The following is a 23,991-nucleotide window of genomic DNA, read 5'->3' as shown; positions in this document are numbered from 1 at the left end:
GCAGGGCAGGTTTTTGTGGGAGCTGGCTTGCCTGCGATACAAGCACCTCGGTCTTTCAGTTGATCCGAGGTGATGCAATCGCAGGCAAGCCAGCTCTCACATTGAATTGCGTTTAATCTCGAGCGAATTTGTCAGTGACGAACGCCGAATAGTCCGGCAGCACCGTCTCAACCTTCCCCTGTTCCTTCAAGAATTTCGCTGTTTCCCCAATCGCCTTCGCCGTGCCGCCTTTAAGCAGTGCGTCGGTTTGCTGCGCCTGGGCGTCGGGGAATGTGGTGCCGGCCAGCAACTCAGGAATGTCGGCGGCGTTCGAGCCTGTCAATTTAGCGATTTTCTGCACGGGCTCGGAGTCGACTGTCCAGCTGTTTTTATGGGCGGCGTAATCGGCGAATGAGTCGAGGGTGACCTTGGCAAACTTGGCCACTACGTCAGGATGTTTTTCGGCGAAATCCTTGCGGGCCACCCACACTTCAAAGGTGGGCGCACCCCACTGACCCACTTGGGCCGCGTCTGTCAGGGTTTTGCCGGTCTTGCGGATCTCGCCCAGGGCGGGCGACCACACGAAGGCGCCGTCAATATCGCCCCGTTTCCATGCGGCAGCGATTTCGGCTGGCTGCAGGTTCACGACTTTGACTTTTTTAGTGTCCAGGCCCCAATGCTTCAGGGCGCCGAGCAGGCTGTAATGAGAGGTTGAGACAAAAGGCGTGGCGATGGTTTTGCCGACCAGGTCCTGCGGTGTGTCGATGCCGCTGCCGTTGCGCACTACCAAGGCTTCAGAAGCATTGATCTGCGCCGATACGATGAACGCCACGATCGGTAGATGGCGTGAAGCCGCCGCTGCGAGCGGGCTGGAACCCAGATTGCCGATCTGGACGTCGCCGGACGCGATGGCCGTCACGACTTCAGGCCCACTGTTGAACCGGCGCCAGGCGATTTTCTCGCCGATGGCCTTCTCGTAGAGGCCGTCGGCCTGAGGGACTTTGCTGGGGTCAATACCGGTTTGGTAGCCGATGGTTAAATCGGCCGCTTTGACACCAAAAGAAAGTATTAGTGACACAAAAACTGTAACAAATTGACGGGAGGATGTGCGTTTGGCCATGATGGCGTCGCCTTTTTGATCGTGGGTGACGTATGCAACAGTACGGCCACACTAATCGATCTAAAAAAAGGCTGGTAAATACCCTTTAGGAATTAGCTTATGGAGCGGTTCGTTCCCCCGGACTTGTCCGCTTCATGGAAAGCCTTATTCCTGGATCGTATGAAAAAGAATGAAACAATTCTTTTTGGGTGTATGAAAAACTCATTACCCTGCAGGGACCAAATTAACTGCGATTAGACGAAGGTAGTAGACACACAAGGTTACGATTGACTTGGTAGTCACTATCTGGCGCTAATCGCGCATCTGTGGATCAAGGGCGTCAGACCCGAGACCTTAGAAATACAAAAATTAGAAATGAGAGGAGCGGTACATGAAGAAGTCAACATTGGCGTTGGCCGTGGCTGTGGCTGCAATTGCCCAACAGGCACACTCCGCCGGTTTCATCGACGACAGCAAGGTAACTCTGGGGCTGCGTAACTTTTACATCAACACCGACAACCGCGATGGCCAGCCATCTTCGACGTCGAACACCCGTAACAAGAACGCCGAATGGGGCCAAGGCTTTGACCTGCGCTTCATCTCCGGCTTCACCGAAGGCACCGTAGGCTTCGGTCTCGATGCAATCGGCCTGTACGGCGTGCGTCTGGACTCCAGCCGTGCCGAACACGGCAACTACACCGGCACTGCGTCTGGCGGTACCGTGTTCCCAAGCGACGGCAACAAAGCCGTCAACGATTTCGCCAGCTTGGGCGTGACCGGCAAGGTCAAGGTTTCCCAGACCGTGCTGAAAATCGGCACCCTGCAGCCAAACAACCCGGTCATCAAGACCAACGACGGTCGTCTGCTGCCACAAACCTTCCAAGGCGGTGAGATCTCTTCGAACGAGATCAAAGACCTGACCCTGACTGCTGGTCAGATCGAGCACGCCAAGGGCCGTAACTCCAGCAACAACGAAGGCCTGTCGCTGGCTGGCGCCAACGGTAGCTCGAACTACGACGCAGGCAACTTCGTTAACAAGTTCTACTACGCCGGTGCTGACTACAAAATCACCAAAGACCTGACTGCTTCGTACTACTACGGCGAGCTGAAGGACTTCTACGCGCAGAACTTCCTGGGCTTGGTCCACAACTGGGCTATCGGTCCTGGCGTACTGAAAAGTGACCTGCGCTACTACCGCAGCCGTGACAACGGTGCCAACGGTAACGAAGCTGGCTACTACACCACTGGTTACTACTCGGATCACCCGACCAACGCCACCAAGGTTAAAGGCAAGGTCGACAACGATCTGTACAGCTACCTGGCGTTGTACTCGGTTGCTGGTCACACCTTCGGTGCTGGCTACCAGTACACCAAGGGCGACAGCGACTTCCCTTGGTTGAACCAAGGTGACGGCTCGTCCAACAGCACCACCACCGACATGCAGATCCAGAAGTTCGCCCGCGCTGGCGAGCGTACCTGGCAAGCTCGCTACGCTTATGACTTCGCCAAAGTCGGCGTACCTGGCCTGACCGCTGGTGTTGTTTACCTCAAAGGCAGCAACATCGACACCACCGTCGGTGAAAAAACCGAGTGGGAACGCGACCTGACCCTGGCTTACGTTGTTCCAGAGGGCCCGCTGAAAAACCTCGGCGTAGCCTGGAAAAACGCTATGTGGCGTACCGACCTGGTGAACACCCGTTCCCAGGACGAAAACCGCGTAATCGTCAGCTACAGCTACGCGTTCAAGTAAGAGCGTAAAACCTTGCCCGGCGCAATGCCGGGCAAGGTGTCTTGCTTTCAAGTCGGGCTCAACCCCCGCAAGCCCTTCCCGAATCCCCTCTTGTACAGCGTCTCAAGGCCTTCTCGAACCTTGTGATGGATGTTGATCCTCGGCCTTTCCCGCGTCCAGTGAACAGATTTTTAATATTCCTTTATCGTCTAGATAAATCGATATTTATTCTTTTTAAATAATCCGCAATACATGCACAGTGGGCTCCATAAGCACTCACCAGGAGCCACACCATGAGCCTAAGACTGGGCGACATCGCCCCCGACTTTGAACAGGATTCCAGCGCCGGCAAGATTCGTTTCCACGAATGGCTGGGCGATAGCTGGGGTGTGCTGTTCTCCCACCCGGCGGACTTCACTCCGGTGTGCACCACAGAGCTGGGCTTTACCGCCAAGCTCAAGGACGAATTTGCCAAGCGTGGCGTCAAGGCCATCGCCCTGTCGGTCGACCCGGTGGACTCGCACCACAAATGGATCGAAGACATCAACGAAACCCAGCACACCGTCGTCAACTTCCCGATTCTGGCTGATGCCGATCGCAAAGTATCGGACCTGTACGACCTGATCCACCCGAATGCCAGCGACACCCTCACCGTGCGTTCCTTGTTCGTGATCGACCCGAACAAGAAGATCCGCCTGACCATCACCTACCCGGCCAGCACCGGTCGCAACTTCCACGAAATCCTGCGGGTCATCGACTCGTTGCAGCTGACCGACAACCACAAGGTCGCCACGCCCGCCAACTGGCAGGACGGTGATGAAGTGGTGATCGTGCCGTCGCTCAAGGATGAGGAAGAGATCAAGAAACGCTTTCCGAAGGGGTATCGCGCGGTGAAGCCGTACCTGCGGCTCACCCCACAACCCAACCGTTAAGGCTCAGGCCGCCATCGCGGGCAAGCCCGGCTCCCACAGTTGACCGCATTCCCCTGTGGGAGCTGGGCTTGCCCGCGATGGCGGTGGTACATCCACCACCGCATTGCGTTGTAAACCGAATCACATAGCAGGGGTTTTCAGGCCGTTTCGACGGCCTTTTTTTTCGCCTGGAGAGGCCTGAATTGCATATGCACTTTAAGAATAAACAAATGAAAAAATAAGATTTATAGATATATAAATGTGCTGATAAGGTCTGTTCCATCTTGGCGACATCGCCACACAGCGAACCGCCGACACTTGCTCAAGGAATACCTGCATGCTGGTCGTAACACTTGGAGGCAGTCCCAGCCAGCGTTCCCGCTCCGGGGTCTTGCTGGATAAAACCCGTCAGTGGCTACAGCAGAAAGGCGTGGAAGTGGTGAGTTATCAGATACGGGACTTCCCGGCCGAAGACTTGCTGCACGCGCGCTTCGACAGCCCCAAGGTCATCGACCTGTTGCAGCAAGTCGCCAATGCCGATGGCTTGGTGATTGCCACGCCGGTGTACAAGGCCTCGTTCTCCGGCGCACTGAAAACTGTGCTGGACCTGCTGCCCGAACGCGCCCTGGCCCACAAGATCGTTCTGCCGATGGCCACGGGCGGCAGCATCGCCCACATGCTGGCGGTGGACTACGCCCTGAAGCCGGTGTTGTCGGCGCTCAAGGCCCAGGAATTGCTCCACGGTATCTTTGCCGAAGACAGCCAGATCGCCTATGGCGAAGGCAGTGCGCAGGCGCAACTGGTGCCGGTGCTTGAACACCGCTTGCACGAGGCCCTGGAAACTTTCTACAGCGCCATGGCCCGTCGCCCGAAACCGCTGGACCCCCATGTGTTGAATGAACGTTTGTTGAGTGCTCGCTGGAGCATCTGAGCCTTACCGGATTTTGTAGTACTCACCTTACTCAGCCGCCAACGGCCAAGCAGGTGCAGCCAACCCCCTAAACGCACTATTTGGAGAGAGCGCCATGCGCACTGTCATCTTGCGTCGTGGTCTGGTCGCACTGTTTGCTGCGGCTGTGTCCTTCGGCGCCATTGTTCAAGCCCACGCCGCCGAAACCCTGCGGATCGGTTATCAGAAATACGGCACCCTGGTGCTGCTCAAGGCCAAGGGCTCGCTGGAAAAGCGCCTGGCTGCCCAAGGCGTGAACGTGCAGTGGACCGAGTTCCCTGGCGGCCCGCAGTTGCTCGAAGGCCTGAACGTCGGCTCCATCGACTTCGGGGTCACCGGCGAGACCCCACCGGTATTCGCCCAGGCCGCTGGTGCCGACCTGCTCTACGTCGCCTACGAACCGCCAGCACCGACCAGCGAAGCGATCCTGGTACCGAAAGATTCGCCGATCAAATCCGTGGCCGAGCTCAAGGGCAAGAAAGTCGTGCTCAACAAAGGCTCCAACGTGCACTACCTGCTGGTACGTGCGCTGGAAGACGCCGGCCTCAAATACACCGACGTGCAGGCCGTATTCCTGCCGCCCGCCGATGCCCGTGCCGCGTTTGAACGTGGCAGCGTGGACGCCTGGGTGATCTGGGACCCGTACCAGGCTGCTGCCGAGAAACAACTGCAAGCCCGCACCCTGCGTGACGGCACCGGCATTGCCGACAACCACCAGTTCTACCTGGCCACCAAACCCTACGCCGAAAAACACCCGGAAGTGATCAAGGCACTGGTGGAAGAAGTGCGCGCGGTGGGCGAATGGTCCAAGGCCAATCCACAGGAAGTCACCGAACAAGTTGCCCCGCTGCTTGGCCTGCCGGCTGACATCACCCTGACCTCGGTGAAACGCCAGGGCTACGGCGCGCTGTTCCTGACCCCGGAAGTGGTCGCCGCCCAGCAGAAAATCGCCGACAGCTTCTACCAACTCAAACTGATCCCCAAGCCCTTGAACATCAAGGACGTCATCTGGACGCCACCCGCCGCCGTTGCCAAAGCGCCGTAATCCGACTTCTTCAGGAGACAACTCCATGAGCCTCAATATTTTCTGGTTTCTGCCTACCCACGGCGACGGCCATTACCTTGGCACCGCCGAAGGCGCACGCGCCGTCGACCACGGTTACCTGCAGCAAGTGGCCCAGGCCGCTGATCGCCTGGGCTTCGGCGGGGTGCTGATCCCCACCGGTCGCTCCTGCGAAGACTCGTGGCTGGTGGCCGCCTCGCTGATTCCGGTGACCCAGCGTCTGAAATTCCTCGTTGCCCTGCGCCCCGGGATCATTTCCCCGACGGTGGCTGCGCGCCAGGCCGCAACCCTGGACCGCCTGTCCGGTGGCCGTGCGCTGTTCAACCTGGTCACCGGCGGTGATCCGGAAGAATTGGCCGGTGATGGCTTGTTCCTCAGCCATGAAGAGCGCTACCAGGCCTCGGTGGAGTTCACCCGCATCTGGCGTCGTGTGCTGGAAGGCGAAACCGTGGATTACGACGGCCAGCACATCAGCGTCAAAGGCGCAAAATTACTCTACCCACCGATCCAGCAACCGCGTCCGCCGCTGTACTTCGGCGGTTCTTCCGAAGCCGCCCAGGACCTGGCTGCCGAGCAAGTGGAAATGGTGCTGACCTGGGGCGAGCCGCCCGCTGCGGTCGCGGAGAAAATCGAGCAGGTGCGCGCCAAGGCCGCCAAGCTGGGGCGTACCGTGCGCTTTGGTATTCGCCTGCACGTGATCGTGCGTGAAACCAACGACGAGGCGTGGAAAGCCGCCGACAAACTGATCTCCCATCTGGACGACGACACCATCGCCCGTGCCCAGGCCTCCCTGGCGCGCTTCGATTCCGTCGGCCAGCAACGCATGGCGGCCTTGCATGGTGGCAACCGCGACAACCTCGAAGTCAGCCCCAACCTGTGGGCAGGCGTTGGCCTGGTACGCGGTGGTGCCGGCACGGCGCTGGTGGGCGATGGCCCGACCGTTGCGGCGCGGGTCAAGGAATACGCTGCCCTGGGTATCGACACCTTTATCTTCTCCGGTTATCCCCACCTGGAAGAATCGTATCGGGTGGCCGAACTGCTGTTCCCGCACCTGGACATCGAACGTCCCGAGTTGCCGAAAAGCGCCGGTTACGTCAGCCCGTTCGGCGAGATGGTCGCCAACGACATCCTTCCCAAAGCTGCGTCACAGAGTTGAGGCGCCGCCATGAACTTTGAAAAATTGAGCCATCGCGTGGCCCCTTGGGTGCTGCCGATCCTGTTGTTGGCGATCTGGCAGTTGTCGGTGTCGGCCGGTTGGTTGTCGACGCGTATTCTGCCGGCGCCCAGCGCCGTGATCGAAGCCGGGATCAACCTGGTACGCAGCGGCGAAATCTGGACGCACCTGGCGATCAGCGGCTGGCGCGCGGGCCTGGGGTTTGTGATCGGTGGCAGCATCGGTCTGGCCCTGGGCTTTATCACCGGTTTGTCGAAGTGGGGCGAGCGCCTGCTGGACAGCTCGGTGCAGATGATCCGCAACGTGCCGCACCTGGCGCTGATCCCGCTGGTGATCCTGTGGTTCGGCATTGACGAGACCGCGAAGATTTTCCTGGTCGCCCTCGGCACGCTGTTCCCGATCTACCTGAACACCTACCACGGCATCCGCAACGTCGACCCGGCGCTGGTGGAAATGTCGCGCAGCTACGGCTTGTCCGGTTTCAGCCTGTTTCGCCAGGTGATCCTGCCGGGCGCGTTGCCGTCGATCCTGGTGGGCGTGCGCTTTGCCCTGGGCTTCATGTGGCTGACGCTGATCGTGGCGGAAACCATCTCGGCCAGCTCCGGCATCGGTTACCTGGCAATGAACGCCCGTGAATTCCTGCAGACCGACGTGGTGGTACTCGCCATCGTGATGTACGCCATCCTCGGCAAGCTGGCCGACCTGGCAGCGCGTGGCCTGGAGCGTGTGTGGCTGCGTTGGCACCCGGCTTATCAAGTGAATAAAGGAGGTGCGGCATGACCGCTCAACAACCTCCACGCCTGTTGAAAGGTATCCCGCTGGCGGTGCGCAAGTTGCGCAAGGCCTTTGGCACGCGGGAAGTGCTCAAAGAGATCGACCTGCACATCCCAGCTGGTCAGTTCGTGGCTGTGGTCGGCCGCAGTGGTTGCGGCAAAAGTACCTTGCTACGCCTGCTGGCCGGCTTGGATAAAGCCAGCGGCGGCGAGCTGCTGGCCGGCTCCGCGCCCTTGAGCGAAGCGATTGAAGACACGCGGTTGATGTTCCAGGAAGCGCGCTTGCTGCCGTGGAAAAAGATCATCGACAACGTGGGCCTCGGTCTCAAGGGCAACTGGCGCCCCCAGGCCTTGGAAGCCTTGGAAGCCGTGGGCCTGGCCGAGCGCGCCAATGAGTGGCCAGCGGCCTTGTCCGGTGGCCAGAAGCAGCGTGTGGCCCTGGCTCGTGCCCTGATCCACCAGCCGCGCCTGCTGCTGCTCGATGAGCCGTTGGGCGCCCTGGATGCCCTGACCCGCATCGAGATGCAGCAACTGATCGAAAACCTCTGGCAGAAACACGGTTTCACCGTGTTGCTGGTCACCCACGACGTCAGCGAAGCCGTGGCAATTGCCGACCGCGTGATCCTGATCGAAGACGGCGAGATCGGCCTCGACCTGATCGTCGACCTGCCGCGCCCACGTGCCCGGGGCTCACACCGCCTGGCTGCGCTGGAAGCCGAAGTGCTCAACCGCGTGCTGTCGTTGCCGGGCTCGCCGCCGGAACCCGAACCTGTTTCACCGCTGCCTACGCAATTGCGTTGGGCTCAATAACTCACTCGTCCCTGAAGGAAGAACACCATGACTATTAAAGCCATCAACGTGCGTAACCAGTTCAAAGGCACCATCAAGGAAATCGTCGAAGGCGACGTGCTGTCGGAAATCGACGTGCAGACTGCGTCCGGCATCGTGACGTCGGTGATCACCACTCGCTCGGTCAAAGAGCTGGAATTGGTGATTGGCAGTGAAGTGATTGCCTTCGTTAAATCCACCGAGGTGTCGATCGCCAAGTTGTGATCGAGATTTGCGGTGCTCTTAAGGCCGCTTTCGCGAGCAAGCCCGCTCCCACATTTGACCGAGTTTCAACTTTGAAATGCATTCAAATGTGGGAGCTGGCTTGCCTGCGAAGGGGCACGCCCAGCCACCACAAGGCTCAACGCTTGGGCAAATAGGCTGGCAGGTAGAGCCCCACATACGCATCAAACACCCGCATCCCTTCCTCCGCCATGCGCGGTGTGATCAGCCCATGCTGATGCACCGAACGCGCGTACACGCGGTCGCTCAGTTCCAGCGCCAGTGCAAACACATCCACATCCTTTGGCAAGGTCGGCACTTCAAAGTGACGGTTGAACACGGCGAGCATCAGGTCGCCCAACTCCAGGTCATGCTGACGGTCCGCCTGGGTCACTTCCGTCAGTCCGTGCTGCGCCAGGATCAGCTGGCGAGCGGCGGCGTCCTGCTCATAGATGGTGAGCATGCGGTGTTCGACGATATAGGACAGGTCGCGCCAGTGCTTGAGTGATTCATGGTCGATGGGTGCCTGGATGGCGGCCCGGAAGGCCGCGTGCACATCGGCCGTCAGCGCTTCGAGAAGGGCCGGCACGCTGGCGAAGAAGTGGTACACCGACGACGGCGGAATCTGCGCCCGCTCGGCCACGCTGTAGATCGACAAGCCGGCCACGCCTTCGGCGGCCAGCAAGGTGCGGGCGGCGTCGAGAATCGCGTCGATCCGGGCCTGGCTGCGGGCGCGGGGTTTGCGAGGGGTGGCGGGGCGGGTGGTCATGGAAGTCTCCTACAAGGCAGCGGGCATTGTACGCAGAGCCACTGGATGATCCATACCTTGTGGCGAGGGAGCTTGCTCCCGCTGGACTGCGCAGCAGGCCCAAAATCAGCGCCCCAGTACTGCCTGAAAGAACCGGGTAGCTTTATTGGGGCCGCTTCGCAGCCCAGCGGGAGCAAGCTCCCTCGCCACAACGGCCATAAAAAAACGCCGCAGGCCAATAGCCTGCGGCGTTCTTTTAATGCAGCCGCCGTTTAGACGGTATGCAGGTACCAGTTGTACTCAAGGTCGGAGATGGAGTGTTCAAACTCTTCCAGCTCACTTTCCTTACAGGCGACGAAGATATCGATGTACTTAGGATCGATGTACTTGGCCATCACCTCGCTGTCGTCCAACTCGCGCAAGGCATCGCGCAGGTTGTTCGGCAGGCTCTGCTCGTTCTGCTCGTAGCTGTTGCCTTCCACCGGTGCGTTGGGCTCGATCTTGTTGGTCAGGCCGTGGTGCACGCCTGCCAAGACCGAAGCCATCAGCAGGTAAGGGTTGGCGTCGGCGCCGGCCACACGGTGTTCGATACGCACCGCGTCGGACGAGCCGGTCGGTACGCGAATCGCCACGGTACGGTTGTCCAGGCCCCAGCACGGCGAGTTCGGCACGTAGAACTGTGCGCCGAAACGACGGTAGGAGTTGACGTTGGGGCACAGGAACGCCATTTGGGCGGGTAGGGTCTCGAGCACACCGCCGATCGCGTGACGCAATGCGGCGTTCTGCTCGGGATCCTCGCTGGCAAAGATGTTCTTGCCTTCCTTGTCCAGGATCGAAATGTGCACGTGCAAACCGTTGCCTGCCTGGCCTGGGTAAGGCTTGGCCATGAAGGTGGTGTCCATCTCATGGTCGTAGGCGATGTTCTTGATCAGGCGCTTGAGCAATACGGCGTAGTCGCAGGCCTTGATCGGGTCGGCCACGTGGTGCAGGTTCACTTCGAACTGCGCCGGGGCACTTTCCTTGACGATGGCGTCGGCCGGGATGCCTTGCTCCTTGGCACCTTCCAGGATGTCCTGGAGGCAGTCGACGTATTCGTCGAGGTCGTCGATCAGGTAGACCTGTGTCGAGTGCGGGCGTTTGCCGGAAATCGGCGAGCGGGGCGGTTGTGGGCGGCCGTTCACGTTCTCCTGGTCGATCAGGTAGAACTCGAGTTCGAAGGCGGCGCAGATGGTCAGACCGAGGTCGTCGAATTTGGTTACAACTTGGCGGAGCACTTCGCGTGGATCGGCGAAGAAAGGTTCACCTTCAAGTTCGTGCATGGTCATCAGCAGTTGCGCGGTAGGGCGCTTTTGCCAGGGTTCATTGCACAGGGTGTCGGGGATCGGATAACAGATTCGGTCAGCATCACCGATGTCCAGGCCCAGGCCGGTGCTTTCCACCGTCGAGCCGTTGATATCCAGGGCAAATAAAGAGGCAGGCAGGTTAATGCCCTTCTCGTAAACCTTGTGGAGGCTGGTGCGTTCGATGCGCTTGCCGCGCACCACACCATTCATATCCGCAATTAGAAGGTCTACGTACAGAACCTCAGGATGATCCTTAAGGAACGCGTTCGCTTCGTTAAGCTGAACGGCACGCGGGGGTACCGACATGATGCAACACCTTTGTTGTTAAAAATATCAATCATTGATCTTTTCTGGTTTCAGTCAACCCGAACGGCATGCCGAAGTCAAGCGAGGCCTTTTTTGCCCTAAAAAAGCGCCTCGAAGGCTTTTTTGGGGCTTTTTGGGGCGGTTTTTTGGGTTTGGACGGCTTGGGACTAGCAGGCTTGAGCGGGCCGTGTTGTATTTTTTACGGGGGTGTTGTGTAAAAAAATGAACAAGGCTAAGCTCGATTCAAACCCATAACAGCAATAATACCGGGGTGCTTCATGTCTCGCCTGCCGTTAATCGGCGTCACCGCCTGCTCCAAACAGGTCGGTCTGCATGCTTATCACATCAGTGGCGACAAATACGTCCGTGCAGTGGCCACCGCTGCCAAGGGCTTGCCATTGATCATTCCGTCCCTTGGGCATCTGCTCGACCCGGCCAATATTCTTGACGGCCTGGATGGCATCCTCTTTACCGGCTCTCCCTCCAATATCGAACCCTTTCACTACGACGGTCCGGCCAGTGCGCCTGGGACTGCTCATGATTCTGCACGCGACCAGACCACATTGCCGTTGCTGCGCGCCGCGATTGCTGCAGGCGTTCCGGTACTGGGCATCTGCCGGGGCTTCCAGGAGATGAACGTGGCGTTTGGCGGCAGCCTGCACCAGAAGGTTCATGAAGTGCCGGGCATGATGGATCACCGCGAAGACGACACGCAGCCGCTGGACGTCCAGTACGGCCCGGCGCACGCCGTGGCGATCTCCCCGAATGGGGTATTGGCAAGCCTGGGGTTGCCACAGACGATTGAGGTCAACTCGATCCACGGGCAGGGCGTTGACCGCCTGGCGCCTGGGCTTCTGGTCGAAGCGACGGCGCCGGACGGCCTGATCGAAGCTTTTTCGGTGAAACAGGGCAAGGCTTTTGCTTTAGGAGTGCAATGGCACCCCGAATGGCAGGTAAGCTCTAACCCGCACTACCTAGCGATCTTCCAGGCATTTGGCACCGCCTGTCGAAAGCGGGCGATGCAACGCGACGCGGATGCTGCGTCAACCAACGCCTGACCTTTAATGGATGTCAGGAAACCCAGCCCAGAGGCATTTATGAGTAACAACCTCGACCAGCTCACCGATTGGTTGAAAGACCACAAGATCACAGAAGTCGAATGCATGATTGGCGACCTCACGGGCATCACCCGGGGCAAGATCTCGCCGACCAACAAGTTCATCGCCGAGAAAGGCATGCGCCTGCCCGAGAGCGTTCTGTTGCAGACCGTGACCGGCGACTATGTTGAAGACGACATCTATTACGAACTGCTCGACCCGGCCGACATCGACATGATCTGCCGCCCCGACCAGAACGCCGTGTACCTGGTGCCTTGGGCCATCGAGCCGACCGCCCAGGTGATCCACGACACCTACGACAAGCAAGGCAACCCGATCGAGCTGTCGCCGCGCAACGTGCTCAAGAAAGTCCTCAAGCTCTATGCCGACAAAGGCTGGCAGCCTATCGTGGCGCCGGAGATGGAGTTCTACCTGACCAAGCGCTGCGAAGACCCGGACTTCCCGCTGCAACCGCCGATCGGCCGTTCCGGGCGCCCGGAGACCGGTCGTCAGTCCTTCTCTATAGAAGCGGCCAACGAATTCGACCCGCTGTTCGAAGACGTCTACGACTGGTGCGAACTGCAGGAGCTGGACCTCGACACCCTGATCCACGAGGACGGCACGGCACAGATGGAAATCAACTTCCGTCACGGCGATGCCCTGTCCCTGGCCGACCAGATCCTGGTGTTCAAGCGCACCATGCGTGAAGCCGCGCTCAAGCACGACGTGGCTGCCACCTTCATGGCCAAGCCGATGACCGGCGAGCCCGGCAGCGCGATGCACCTGCACCAGAGCATCATCGACATCGCCACTGGCAAGAACGTCTTCTCCAATGAAGACGGGACCATGAGCCAGCTGTTCCTCAACCACATTGGCGGCCTGCAGAAATTCATCCCTGAATTGCTGCCGTTGTTTGCCCCCAACGTGAACTCGTTCCGCCGCTTCCTGCCGGACACCTCGGCGCCCGTGAACGTGGAATGGGGCGAAGAAAACCGCACCGTGGGCCTGCGCGTACCGGATGCCGGCCCGCAGAACCGCCGCGTGGAAAACCGCCTGCCGGGCGCCGACGCCAACCCGTACCTGGCGATTGCCGCCAGCCTGCTGTGTGGCTTCATCGGCATGGTCGAAGGCCATAACCCGAGCGCGCCGGTGGTCGGCCGTGGTTACGAGCGCCGCAACCTGCGCCTGCCGTTGACCATCGAAGACGCCCTGGAACGCATGGAAAACAGCAAGACCATCGAGAAATACCTGGGTCAGAAATTCATCACCGGCTACGTCGCGGTCAAGCGGGCCGAGCATGAAAACTTCAAGCGTGTGATCAGCTCATGGGAGCGGGAATTCCTGCTCTTTGCCGTCTGATGCGCCGGGCGGGCCGTGGGAACGGCTCGCCCTCACCTGAAACATCTAGGAGATTGGTATGTCCAGCAACAACCCGCAAACCCGTGAATGGCAAGCCTTGAGCAGCGATCATCACTTGGCGCCGTTCAGCGATTTCAAGCAATTGAAAGAGAAGGGCCCACGGATCATCACCAAAGCCCACGGCGTTTACCTGTGGGACAGCGAAGGCAACAAGATCCTCGATGGCATGGCTGGCTTGTGGTGCGTGGCGATCGGTTACGGTCGTGACGAACTGGCTGATGCTGCCGCCAAGCAGATGAAAGAACTGCCGTACTACAACCTGTTCTTCCAGACCGCCCACCCGCCTGTGCTGGAACTGGCCAAGGTTATTTCCGACGTCGCACCGGCCGGCATGAACCACGTGTTCTTCACCGGTTCCGGCTCGGAAGGCAACGACACCATGCTGCGTATGGTCCGCCACTACTGGGCGATCAAGGGCCAGCCGAACAAGAAAACCATCATCAGCCGCAAGAATGGCTACCACGGCTCCACCGTGGCCGGCGCCAGCCTGGGCGGCATGACCTACATGCATGAACAGGGCGACTTGCCGATCCCGGGCATCACCCACATCGCCCAGCCGTACTGGTATGGCGAAGGCGGCGACATGAGCCCGGAAGAGTTCGGGATCTGGGCCGCCAACCAGCTGGAAGAGAAGATCCTGGAAATCGGCGTGGACAACGTCGGTGCCTTCATTGCCGAACCGATCCAGGGCGCCGGCGGTGTGATCGTACCGCCAGACACCTACTGGCCGCGCATCAAGGAAATCCTTGCCAAGTACGACATCCTGTTTGTCGCCGACGAAGTGATCTGCGGTTTCGGCCGTACCGGTGAGTGGTTCGGTAGCGACTTCTACGACCTCAAGCCCCACATGATGACCATTGCCAAGGGCCTGACCTCGGGCTACATCCCCATGGGTGGCCTGATCGTACGCGACGACATCGTTGCCGTGCTCAACGAAGGCGGTGATTTCAACCACGGCTTTACCTACTCCGGTCACCCGGTGGCCGCCGCGGTCGCCCTGGAAAACATCCGCATCCTGCGTGATGAAAAAATCGTCAGCCGTGTCCACGAAGAAACGGCACCGTATTTGCAGAAACGTCTGAGGGAACTGGCTGATCACCCGTTGGTGGGTGAAGTGCGCGGTGTGGGCATGCTCGGTGCGATTGAGCTGGTGCAGGACAAAGCCACGCGCAAACGCTACGAAGGCAAAGGTGTGGGCATGATCTGCCGCACGTTCTGCTTCGAGAATGGCCTGATCATGCGCGCCGTGGGCGACACCATGATCATTTCGCCGTCGCTGGTGATCAGCAAGGCTGAAATCGACGAGCTGGTGACCAAGGCTCGCCACTGCCTGGACCTGACTTTGGCGGCATTGCAGGGCTAAGTGCTAGGCTCAGTGCGCAGCGGCTTTCGGGAGCTGCGTGCTGAGCAGTTATAAATGAGGCTTTGGTTGAAAGCCGGCCTCGGAACTTGCCAGACTGTCGCCCTGTTTTGTTGCCCTTAGACGGGCCGCATAACGATGAAGAACGTGGCCCAAAAAAGAAAAAATTGGAGCATCACCAAATGAAGGCATTAGGTTTGAAGAACGCTGGCAAGACCCTCCTCGCCTTGTCCCTGATGGGCGCAATGGCGGGCGCGGCCCAGGCAGACAATAAAGTGCTGCACGTGTACAACTGGTCCGACTACATTGCACCGGACACCATCGCCAACTTTGAAAAAGAGTCGGGCATCAAGGTGGTGTACGACGTTTTTGACAGCAACGAAACCCTGGAAGCCAAGTTGCTGGCAGGCAAGTCCGGTTACGACATCGTCGTACCGTCGAACAACTTCCTCGCCAAGCAGATCAAGGCGGGTGTTTACCAGGAGCTGGACAAGTCCAAACTGTCCAACTACGACAACCTGAACAAATCCCTGCTCAAAGCCGTGTCGGTCAGCGACCCGGACAACAAGCACGCCTTCCCGTACATGTGGGGTTCGATCGGCATCGGTTACAACCCGGAGAAGGTCAAGGCCGCACTGGGTATCGACAAGATCGACTCGTGGGACGTGATCCTCAAGCCGGAAAACCTCGCCAAGCTCAAAAGCTGCGGCGTGAGCTTCCTCGACTCGCCAACCGAAATGCTGCCAGTCGCGCTGCATTACCTGGGCCTGCCGACCGACACCCAGAAGAAGGCTGACCTCAAGCAAGCCGAGGACCTGTTCCTCAAGCTGCGCCCATCGATCGGCTACTTCCACTCGTCCAAGTACATCTCGGACCTCGCCAACGGCAACATCTGCGTGGCCGTGGGTTACTCGGGTGACGTGCAGCAAGCCAAGTCCCGCGCGGCTGAAGCCGGTGGCAAGGTCAAGGTGGCCTACGACATTCCGAAAGAAGGCGCTGGCAGCTTCTATGACATGGTCGCCATCCCTAAAGATGCCGAAAACGTCGACGCCGCCTACAAGTTCATGAACTACCTGCTCGAGCCTAAAGTGATGGCCGGGATCACCAACAGCGTACGTTTCCCGAACGGTAACGAGAAAGCCACTGCACTGGTGGACAAGGACATCACCAGCGACCCGGGCATCTACCCGCCAGCTGACGTGCAAGCCAAGCTCTACGCCATTGCTGACTTGCCGGCTGCAACCCAGCGTGAAATGACACGCAGCTGGACCAAGATCAAATCGGGCAAGTAAGCCTTAAAACAGTAGGAGGGGCAGGTTGACTGCCCTTCTTACACATTAAATGACAGAAAGTTTTGCCGGATCGGTTTATCGAGGGTAAGTTGCGCGCCGGTTTTGTTGCCGGGCAACAACTTTGGGCCCAACTATTTAAGAGGACCTCCACTTGCCAATTTCTTTATTTCGCAAAGCCTTGCTGGTGGGCGCAGGTATCACGCTGGCGTTGAGCGTGCAGGCCGCACCGACTGTGCATATTTATAACTGGTCGGACTACATTGGCCCCGACACCCTGGCCAACTTCGAAAAGGCCACCGGCATCAAGCCTGTGTATGACGTGTTTGATTCCAACGAAACCCTGGAAGGCAAGTTGCTGGCCGGTCGTACCGGTTACGACGTGGTCGTGCCGTCCAACCACTTCCTCGGCAAGCAGATCAAGGCCGGGGCGTTCCAGAAGCTCGACCGTTCATTGCTGACCAATTATTCCAACCTGGACCCGGTGCTGCTCAAGCGCCTGGAAAAGAACGACCCGGGTAATCAATACGCCGTGCCGTACCTGTGGGGCACCAACGGCATTGGTTACAACGTCGATAAAGTGAAGGAAGTGCTGGGCGTCGACCATATCGACTCCTGGGCCGTGCTGTTCGAGCCGGAGAACATGAAGAAGCTGGCCAGTTGCGGCGTGTCGTTCATGGACTCGGCCGATGAAATGCTGCCGGCAGTGCTCAACTACATGGGCCTGAACCCCAACAGCACCAACCCCGAAGACTACAAGAAGGCCGAAGAGAAGCTGCTCAAAGTGCGGCCCTACGTGACCTACTTCCATTCGTCCAAATACATCTCGGACCTGGCCAACGGCAACATTTGCGTGGCGGCAGGGTTTTCCGGTGATGTGTTCCAGGCCAAGGCCCGTGCGGCTGAGGCGGGCAAAGGCGTGAACATCGCCTACGTGATTCCGAAAGAGGGCGGCAACCTGTGGTTTGACGTGCTGGCGATCCCCGCGGACGCAGCCAACGTCAAAGAGGCCCACGCCTTCATCAACTATTTGCTGAAACCTGAGGTGATCGCTCAGGTCAGTGATCAAGTCGGTTACGCCAACCCTAACCCAGGGGCGGACAAACTGATGGAGCAATCGATACGCACCGACGCAGCGGTTTACCCACCGCAGGCGGTTCTCGATCGGACATTCGTCAACTTCGAGTTACCCCCGAAAGTGCAACGTTTAATGACCCGTAGCTGGACCAAGGTCAAGACGGGCAAGTAAGGCTCAAACTATCCAAGGTTCGCCCGCCTCGGGCGCACAGAATTTTTTGTTGGGAGTTTCGTAAATGGCAGTTGCCTCCGGCGCCTATAAGAAAGCCCTCGAGGGCGACCAGACACCGAAAAAGGTGTTGGTCAAAATCGACCGGGTCACGAAGAAGTTCGACGAGACGATTGCCGTGGACGATGTGTCCCTGGAAATCAAGAAAGGCGAGATCTTCGCCTTGCTCGGCGGTTCGGGTTCGGGCAAATCCACCTTGCTGCGCATGCTCGCAGGCTTCGAGCGCCCAACGGAAGGTCGCATCTACCTCGACGGTGTGGACATCACCGACATGCCGCCCTACGAGCGGCCGATCAACATGATGTTCCAGTCCTACGCCCTGTTCCCGCACATGACCGTGGCGCAAAACATCGCCTTCGGCCTGCAACAGGACAAGATCCCTAAGGCCGAGATCGACGCCCGTGTGGCCGAGATGCTCAAGCTGGTGCAGATGAGCCAGTTCGCCAAGCGCAAGCCGCACCAGTTGTCCGGTGGCCAGCGTCAGCGTGTGGCCCTGGCGCGTTCCCTGGCCAAACGCCCGAAACTGCTGCTGCTCGATGAGCCCATGGGCGCGCTGGACAAGAAGCTGCGTTCGCAGATGCAGCTGGAGCTGGTTGAGATCATCGAGCGCGTGGGCGTGACCTGCGTGATGGTGACCCACGACCAGGAAGAGGCCATGACCATGGCCGAGCGCATCGCGATCATGCACCTGGGCTGGATCGCCCAGATCGGCAGCCCGATTGACATCTATGAAACCCCCACCAGCCGCCTGGTGTGCGAGTTCATCGGCAACGTCAACATCTTCGACACCCAGGTGGTGGACGACGCCGAAGGCCACGCGGTGCTCAAGTGCCCGGACCTGGACCGCGACATCTACGTGGGCTATGGCATCGCCACCGCCGTGGAAGACAAGTCGGTGACTTACGCCATCCGCCCTGAAAAGCTGCTGGTGACCACCGAAATGCCGACCTGCGAGCACAACTGGTCCAGCGGCAAGGTGCACGACATTGCCTATCTGGGTGGCCACTCGGTGTTCTACGTGGAACTGCCCAGCGGCAAGCTGGTGCAGTCGTTCGTGGCCAACGCCGAGCGCCGTGGCCAACGCCCAACCTGGGGTGACCAGGTGTACGTGTGGTGGGAAGACGACAGCGGCGTGGTACTTCGCTCATGAACATGAAGAAGCTCAAGCGCCAGCTGCAACGAATAACACCCGGTGGCCGGCATGTGGTCATCGGGATCCCTTTCCTCTGGCTATTCCTGTTCTTCATGCTGCCGTTCTTCATCGTCTTGAAGATCAGCTTTGCCGAAGCCGACGTCGCGATCCCGCCTTACACCGAGATCTACACCTTCGTTGAGCAGAAGCTGCAGTTGGTGCTCAACCTGGCCAACTACGCGATGCTGGGCGACGACGAGTTGTACATCGCCGCCTACCTGGGCTCGCTGAAGATGGCGTTTTTCAGCACGCTGCTGTGCCTGCTGATCGGCTATCCGATGGCCTACGCCATTGCCAGTGCGCGCAAAGAGATGCAGACCGTGCTGGTGCTGCTGATCATGATGCCGACCTGGACCGCGATCCTGATCCGTGTGTATGCGTGGATGGGCATCCTCAGCAACAACGGTTTGCTCAACGGTTTCCTGATGTCCATGGGGCTGATCAACGAGCCGCTGCAGATCCTCAACACCAACATCGCGGTGTATATCGGCGTGGTCTATTCGTACCTGCCGTTCATGATCCTGCCGCTGTACGCCAACCTGGTGAAACACGACCAGAGTCTGCTGGAAGCCGCATCCGACCTGGGTTCGAGCACCTTCAACAGCTTCTGGAAAATCACCGTGCCGCTGTCCAAGAACGGCATCATCGCCGGCTGCATGCTGGTGTTCATCCCGGTCGTGGGTGAGTTCGTGATTCCCGAGCTGCTCGGCGGCCCGGAAACCCTGATGATCGGTAAAGTGCTGTGGCAAGAATTCTTCAACAACCGTGACTGGCCGGTGGCGTCTGCCCTGGCGGTGGTGATGCTGGCGATCCTGATCGTGCCGATCATCCTGTTCAACCGCAGCCAAGCCAAAGAGATGGAGGGCAAGATATGAAGCGCGTCAGTTTCTCAAGCTTCATGCTGGTGGCGGGGTTGTTGTTCATCTACCTGCCGATGCTGATCCTGGTGATCTACTCGTTCAACGAATCCAAGCTGGTGACCGTGTGGGGCGGTTGGTCGGTGAAGTGGTACGTGGGCCTGCTGGACAACACCCAGTTGATGGGCTCGGTGGCCCGCTCCCTGGAAATCGCCTGCTACACGGCGGTGGCCGCGGTGGCGCTGGGTACGTTGGCGGCCTTCGTGCTGACGCGTATCAGCCACTTCAAGGGCCGCACGCTGTTCGGCGGCCTGGTGACGGCGCCGCTGGTCATGCCAGAAGTGATCACCGGTCTGTCGCTGCTGCTGCTGTTCGTGGCCATGGCGCAGATGATCGGTTGGCCCCAGGAACGCGGCATCGTGACTATCTGGATCGCCCACACTACGTTCTGCGCGGCGTATGTGGCGGTGGTGGTGTCGGCACGCTTGCGTGAGCTGGACCTGTCGATCGAAGAAGCGGCGATGGACCTGGGTGCGCGGCCGTGGAAGGTGTTCTTCCTGATCACCATCCCGATGATCGCGCCATCGTTGGCGGCGGGCGGCATGATGTCGTTCGCGCTGTCCCTCGATGACCTGGTACTGGCCAGCTTCGTGTCGGGCCCGGGCTCGACCACCTTGCCGATGGAAGTGTTCTCGGCGGTGCGCCTGGGGGTTAAACCCGAGATCAACGCCGTGGCCAGCCTCATCCTGCTGGCGGTGTCGCTGGTGACCTTCCTGGTGTGGTTCTTCAGCCGTCGTGCCGAAGAACACCGCAAGAAAGCCATTCAGCAAGCCATCGAAGAAGCGGCGGCGGACGGCTGGCAACAGCCTGACAAGCGCCGCGCGCCTGCACCGGTCTAACTGGCGCAACGCGGTAAAAAATGTGGGAGCTGGCTTGCCTGCGATAGCAATCTATCAGTGATTGATTGGTTTACTGATACATCGCTATCGCAGGCAAGCCAGCTCCCACAGTGGTTTTGTGGTGTTTATAGGGTTGTGTTTCAGGCAACCCACGGCGACTTGCGGATCACCTCCACAAAGTTCATCGGCTTGAACCCTGGCTCCTGATCCACCAGCACATCCGTCTTCACGTTACCAAACGTGGTCTGCGGGCGATGGCGCAAGCCGTCGGCGAATGCGCAGATGATGCACTCCTTGAACCCTTCACCCCGTGGATGCGCATGCACCACCGCTTCGCGCTGCACGCTGGAAAATGCCGCGTAGTCCATGCCCAGCACGTCCATTTCCACGCCCGCCGTCACCAGTGCCACGGTGGGGCGCAAATGCTGCGGCACCCCCGGTGTGGTGTGCAGGGCGATGGACAACCACACCTGTTCGATATCGTCATCGCTCAGCCCGTAAGGCTTGAGGAACGCCGCCGCGGCGTTGGCGCCGTCCACTTCGAAACGCTCGTTGTCACTGCGATGGCCTTCGACCAGGCCCAGGTCGTGGAACATCGCGCCGACGTACAGCAGCTCCGGGTTGTAGGCCAGTTGTTTGCGCTCACCGCTCAAGGCGCCGAACAGGAATACACGGCGGGAGTGGTGGTACAGCAGGTCCGATTCGACGTCGCGGATGTATTCGGTGGTGGCCTTGGCCAGGGCGCTGTCCGGGATCTGGATGCCGGCGATGGTGGTGCTCATGGTCGTTCTCCTCAAGAAAGCGCCGGGGGTGGCGCCGATGAGTCCAGTCTGGTCGCGCGCCCGCGAAGGGGCTATCGCCGCGAGGGCGCGATCCCGGCCAACCTGCCGTCATATCGCGCCAGCCTTAATCATCTCTTGAGGCTTGAGCAGATCAAATGTGGGAGCGGGCTTGCTCGCGAATGCGGTATGTCAGTTAATACCTGTGGTGACTGAAAAATCGCATTCGCGAGCAAGCCCGCTCCCACAGGGGATTTGTGTTTATCCAGCTAGATAAGGTGTGTTGTTCATGGGCAAAACCGTCGGCATCCTGATCTTCCCCGGCGTCCAGTCACTGGACGTGACCGGCCCCCTGGATGTGTTCTGCGAAGCCAACCGCTTTTTGCCGCCCCAGGATCACTACCGGCTGGAAGTGATCGGCTTCGGCCACGGCAGCCTGGCCGCGTCCAATGGTTTGTCGTTGCAGGCCCACCGGCACTACAGCGAAGCCCTGCAGGCCTACGACCTATTGCTGGTGGCGGGCGGCCCGCAATTGCCGTTCGAAGATTTCGGTGCCGAATTCGATGATTGGCTGCGCGGCGCCACCGCCCGAGCGCAACGCTTCGGCTCGATCTGCAACGGCGCCTTCATGCTCGCCCGCGCCGGGCTGCTCGACGGCAAGACTGTGACCACCCACTGGAACGACGCCGCTGACCTGGCGCGCCTGTGCCCCACGGCCCAGGTCGAGGCCGATCGCCTGTATGTGCAGGACGGCAACCTCTACACCTCGGCGGGGGTCACGGCGGGCATCGACTTGTCGCTGTATTTGCTGGCCCAGGACCACGGCCCGGAAGTCGCGCTGAGCGTGGCTAAGCGCCTGGTGGTGTTCACCCAGCGTTCGGGCGGGCAGTCGCAGTTCAGCCCGTTCCTCACGCCTCACGCCGAAACCACCTCGGCGGTGGCACTGGTGCAGTTGTACGTGCTGGCGAACCTGACGGGAGACCTGACCATTGCGGACTTGGCCAAGGCGGCCAACATGAGTGCGCGCAACTTCTCCCGGGTGTTCGCCCGGGAAGCGCGGATAACCCCGGCCGAGTTCGTCGAGCGGGCGAGGGTGGATGCGGCGCGGGTGATGCTCGAAAGCAGCCCCGCACCGCTCAAGACCGTGGCCTATCAGTGCGGCTTTCGCGACGCCCAGCACATGCGCAGTGTGTTCAACCGCCGGCTGGGCGTGACGCCGCAACAGTTTCGGCTCAACTTTGCGGCGCCGGTTTGAGGGTGTCGTAGGCTTCCAGGGCGCGCAGCGAGTAGATGTACGCAGCGCCGGCGTTCAGCGAGATGGCGGTCGCCAGGGTCGCGGCGACTTCTTCGCGGGTGGCGCCGGCCTTGATTGCCGCATCCGCATGCACACCGATGCAACCGTCGCAGCGGGTGGTGATGGCCACGGCGATGGAGATCAGCTCACGGGTCTTGGCGTCGAGGACGTTGTTTTCCTCGGCAGCTTCGCCCAGCGCCATGTAGGCTTTGACCATCTTCGGATTGCTCTTGCCCAGCGCGCCAAAGGCTTTCTTCACGGTAGGCAGCAAGTCGGACCAGTTATTGAACATTGCGGTAACTCCTGAACGGGTTGGGTGTGAAGCCAGTGTGTGCCGTTCGGGGTTGGCGTTATTGTTCAATCCGCTCATCTTTTTGACCGATGTTCGCAAATGAATTCGATCGACACCCTTATCGCGCTGGCCAACCTGCGCGGCAGCCTGGACCTGCGGTGCCAGTTCCAGGGCGACTGGGCCATGGACCACGCGCCGGAAGCATTTGGCGTGGCGCCATACCACATCGTGCTCAGCGGCACCTGCCGGGCCGAGTTGTCGGGCGGCCAGCAGGTGACCCTGGAACCCGGGGATATTCTGTTGATGCCCGGTGGCGCCACCCACTTGCTGCGCAGCCAGGGCGCACGGATTGCGCCGAAGCGACCACAGGTGATCGACGGCGGGCTGCTCAAGGTGCATCGCCTGGGCGGCAACCAGCCGGACATCGATATGCTGTGTGGCTCCTTTCACTACAACCGCCAGTCGTTGCTGTTCGGTGCGCTGCCGGAATACCTGGTGGTGTCCAGCCGCGAGTGGCAGGGCGATGGGCAACTGGCGGCGTTGATCGCCCTGATGCGCAGTGAAGCGGACGGGCAGCAGCTGGGCGCACGGACTTTTATCGATGCGCTGTCATCGGCGTTCTTCACCCTCATCCTGCGCACCTGGCTGAACCGCCAGGCGCCGGTCGCCGGCACGTTCGCGCTGTTGGCTGACAAACGCCTGAGCAAGGCCTGGCAAGCAATGTTGGCCGAGCCTGGGCACGAATGGACCATCGACAATCTGGCGGCGGTGGCAACGATGTCGCGGGCGACCTTCATGCGGGCTTTTGTGAAAGTCGCGGGTGTCTCGCCGTGGCTGTTGTTGACGCAGTTGCGCATGGAGCTGGCGTACAACCTGCTGCGCCAATCGCGCCTGAGCCTGCTGGATATCGCCGCCCAGGTGGGTTACCAGTCCCAGGCGGCGTTCAGCAAGAAATTCAAGGAGACCTACGGCGAGGCGCCGGGGCGGTTGCGGGCACGATAGTCGCCACAACACAAATTAAATGTGGGAGCGGGCTTGCTCGCGAATGCGGGGTATCAGTCACCAGAAATATCGACTGCTCCA

At 59.8% G+C, this 23,991-nt stretch carries 23 protein-coding genes; 18 read left to right on the top strand and 5 right to left on the bottom strand.

Annotated elements, in window-relative coordinates; all coding sequences use genetic code 11:
• Positions 1-112 precede the first annotated feature (112 nt).
• Positions 113-1,099, bottom strand: coding sequence for a taurine ABC transporter substrate-binding protein (tauA, locus tag M2394_RS09480; RefSeq protein ID WP_259172337.1), 987 nt, complete (start codon positions 1,097-1,099; stop codon positions 113-115).
• 370 nt (positions 1,100-1,469) lie between these two features.
• On the opposite strand from tauA, the gene M2394_RS09475 reads away from it, so the two are divergent.
• From M2394_RS09475 to M2394_RS09440, 8 genes are all read left to right on the top strand, one after another.
• Positions 1,470-2,828, top strand: a complete 1,359-nt coding sequence (locus tag M2394_RS09475; protein WP_259172336.1) for an OprD family porin — start codon at positions 1,470-1,472, stop codon at positions 2,826-2,828.
• Positions 2,829-3,100: 272 nt separating this feature from the next.
• Positions 3,101-3,739 carry a peroxiredoxin gene (locus M2394_RS09470; RefSeq protein ID WP_178919970.1) on the top strand — a complete coding sequence of 213 codons (639 nt, stop codon included), beginning with the start codon at positions 3,101-3,103 and terminating at the stop codon, positions 3,737-3,739.
• Positions 3,740-4,055: 316 nt separating this feature from the next.
• Positions 4,056-4,649: an NADPH-dependent FMN reductase gene (gene ssuE, locus M2394_RS09465; protein WP_176996843.1), complete on the top strand. Its 594-nt coding sequence runs from the start codon at positions 4,056-4,058 to the stop codon at positions 4,647-4,649.
• A gap of 94 nt (positions 4,650-4,743) precedes the next feature.
• Positions 4,744-5,712 carry a sulfonate ABC transporter substrate-binding protein gene (locus M2394_RS09460; RefSeq protein WP_259172335.1) on the top strand — a complete coding sequence of 323 codons (969 nt, stop codon included), beginning with the start codon at positions 4,744-4,746 and terminating at the stop codon, positions 5,710-5,712.
• Between the two features lie 25 nt (positions 5,713-5,737).
• Complete coding sequence (gene ssuD / locus M2394_RS09455; RefSeq protein ID WP_071485087.1) at positions 5,738-6,886, top strand: FMNH2-dependent alkanesulfonate monooxygenase; 1,149 nt, start codon at positions 5,738-5,740, stop codon at positions 6,884-6,886.
• A gap of 9 nt (positions 6,887-6,895) precedes the next feature.
• Complete coding sequence (ssuC, locus tag M2394_RS09450; RefSeq protein ID WP_176996840.1) at positions 6,896-7,684, top strand: aliphatic sulfonate ABC transporter permease SsuC; 789 nt, start codon at positions 6,896-6,898, stop codon at positions 7,682-7,684.
• Positions 7,681-8,487 (top strand): aliphatic sulfonates ABC transporter ATP-binding protein, encoded by an 807-nt coding sequence (gene ssuB, locus M2394_RS09445; protein ID WP_259172334.1) that lies wholly within the window; start codon positions 7,681-7,683, stop codon positions 8,485-8,487. Before ssuC ends, ssuB begins: the two co-directional genes overlap by 4 nt.
• 27 nt (positions 8,488-8,514) lie before the next feature.
• Entirely contained in the window at positions 8,515-8,730 is a 216-nt protein-coding gene (locus tag M2394_RS09440; RefSeq protein ID WP_003213899.1) for a molybdopterin-binding protein, read from the top strand.
• 136 nt (positions 8,731-8,866) lie between these two features.
• On the opposite strand, the gene M2394_RS09435 is transcribed toward M2394_RS09440, so the two are convergent.
• Entirely contained in the window at positions 8,867-9,496 is a 630-nt protein-coding gene (locus M2394_RS09435; RefSeq protein WP_259172333.1) for a TetR/AcrR family transcriptional regulator, read from the bottom strand.
• A gap of 251 nt (positions 9,497-9,747) precedes the next feature.
• Positions 9,748-11,124, bottom strand: a complete 1,377-nt coding sequence (locus M2394_RS09430) for a glutamine synthetase family protein (protein WP_178919974.1) — start codon at positions 11,122-11,124, stop codon at positions 9,748-9,750.
• A gap of 278 nt (positions 11,125-11,402) precedes the next feature.
• On the opposite strand from M2394_RS09430, the gene M2394_RS09425 reads away from it, so the two are divergent.
• The 8 genes from M2394_RS09425 to M2394_RS09390 all read left to right on the top strand — a co-directional run bounded on the left by M2394_RS09425 (position 11,403) and on the right by M2394_RS09390 (position 20,543).
• Complete coding sequence (locus M2394_RS09425; protein WP_178919975.1) at positions 11,403-12,182, top strand: gamma-glutamyl-gamma-aminobutyrate hydrolase family protein; 780 nt, start codon at positions 11,403-11,405, stop codon at positions 12,180-12,182.
• Positions 12,183-12,221: 39 nt separating this feature from the next.
• On the top strand, positions 12,222-13,580 hold the full coding sequence (locus M2394_RS09420; protein WP_135310765.1) for a glutamine synthetase family protein: 1,359 nt from the start codon (positions 12,222-12,224) through the stop codon (positions 13,578-13,580).
• 58 nt (positions 13,581-13,638) lie between these two features.
• Entirely contained in the window at positions 13,639-15,003 is a 1,365-nt protein-coding gene (locus M2394_RS09415) for an aspartate aminotransferase family protein (RefSeq protein WP_178919976.1), read from the top strand.
• Positions 15,004-15,197: 194 nt separating this feature from the next.
• On the top strand, positions 15,198-16,292 hold the full coding sequence (locus tag M2394_RS09410; protein ID WP_176996904.1) for a polyamine ABC transporter substrate-binding protein: 1,095 nt from the start codon (positions 15,198-15,200) through the stop codon (positions 16,290-16,292).
• Positions 16,293-16,443: 151 nt separating this feature from the next.
• The gene (locus M2394_RS09405; protein WP_176996834.1) at positions 16,444-17,538 is read left to right on the top strand and encodes a polyamine ABC transporter substrate-binding protein; all 1,095 of its coding nucleotides are present in this window, start codon (positions 16,444-16,446) and stop codon (positions 17,536-17,538) included.
• Between the two features lie 64 nt (positions 17,539-17,602).
• Positions 17,603-18,745, top strand: coding sequence for an ABC transporter ATP-binding protein (locus tag M2394_RS09400; protein ID WP_176996833.1), 1,143 nt, complete (start codon positions 17,603-17,605; stop codon positions 18,743-18,745).
• On the top strand, positions 18,742-19,662 hold the full coding sequence (locus M2394_RS09395; protein WP_176996832.1) for an ABC transporter permease subunit: 921 nt from the start codon (positions 18,742-18,744) through the stop codon (positions 19,660-19,662). The genes M2394_RS09400 and M2394_RS09395 overlap by 4 nt, the downstream gene beginning before the upstream one ends.
• On the top strand, positions 19,659-20,543 hold the full coding sequence (locus tag M2394_RS09390; protein ID WP_178919977.1) for an ABC transporter permease subunit: 885 nt from the start codon (positions 19,659-19,661) through the stop codon (positions 20,541-20,543). Before M2394_RS09395 ends, M2394_RS09390 begins: the two co-directional genes overlap by 4 nt.
• Before the next feature lie 140 nt (positions 20,544-20,683).
• On the opposite strand, the gene M2394_RS09385 is transcribed toward M2394_RS09390, so the two are convergent.
• The gene (locus tag M2394_RS09385; RefSeq protein WP_058426491.1) at positions 20,684-21,325 is read right to left on the bottom strand and encodes an HD domain-containing protein; all 642 of its coding nucleotides are present in this window, start codon (positions 21,323-21,325) and stop codon (positions 20,684-20,686) included.
• Between the two features lie 286 nt (positions 21,326-21,611).
• On the opposite strand from M2394_RS09385, the gene M2394_RS09380 reads away from it, so the two are divergent.
• Positions 21,612-22,577: a GlxA family transcriptional regulator gene (locus tag M2394_RS09380; RefSeq protein WP_178919978.1), complete on the top strand. Its 966-nt coding sequence runs from the start codon at positions 21,612-21,614 to the stop codon at positions 22,575-22,577.
• On the opposite strand, the gene M2394_RS09375 is transcribed toward M2394_RS09380, so the two are convergent.
• Positions 22,555-22,908, bottom strand: a complete 354-nt coding sequence (locus M2394_RS09375; protein ID WP_016973032.1) for a carboxymuconolactone decarboxylase family protein — start codon at positions 22,906-22,908, stop codon at positions 22,555-22,557. The genes M2394_RS09380 and M2394_RS09375 overlap by 23 nt on opposite strands.
• 99 nt (positions 22,909-23,007) lie before the next feature.
• Between M2394_RS09375 and M2394_RS09370 the strand changes: the two genes are divergently transcribed.
• Entirely contained in the window at positions 23,008-23,910 is a 903-nt protein-coding gene (locus M2394_RS09370; RefSeq protein WP_259172332.1) for an AraC family transcriptional regulator, read from the top strand.
• Positions 23,911-23,991 lie beyond the last annotated feature (81 nt).

The organism is Pseudomonas sp. BIGb0164, from assembly GCF_024810135.1.
GTDB lineage: Bacteria > Pseudomonadota > Gammaproteobacteria > Pseudomonadales > Pseudomonadaceae > Aquipseudomonas.
The sequence above is the reverse complement of the archived record's forward strand: the minus strand, read 5'-3'. Positions and strand labels throughout refer to the sequence as shown.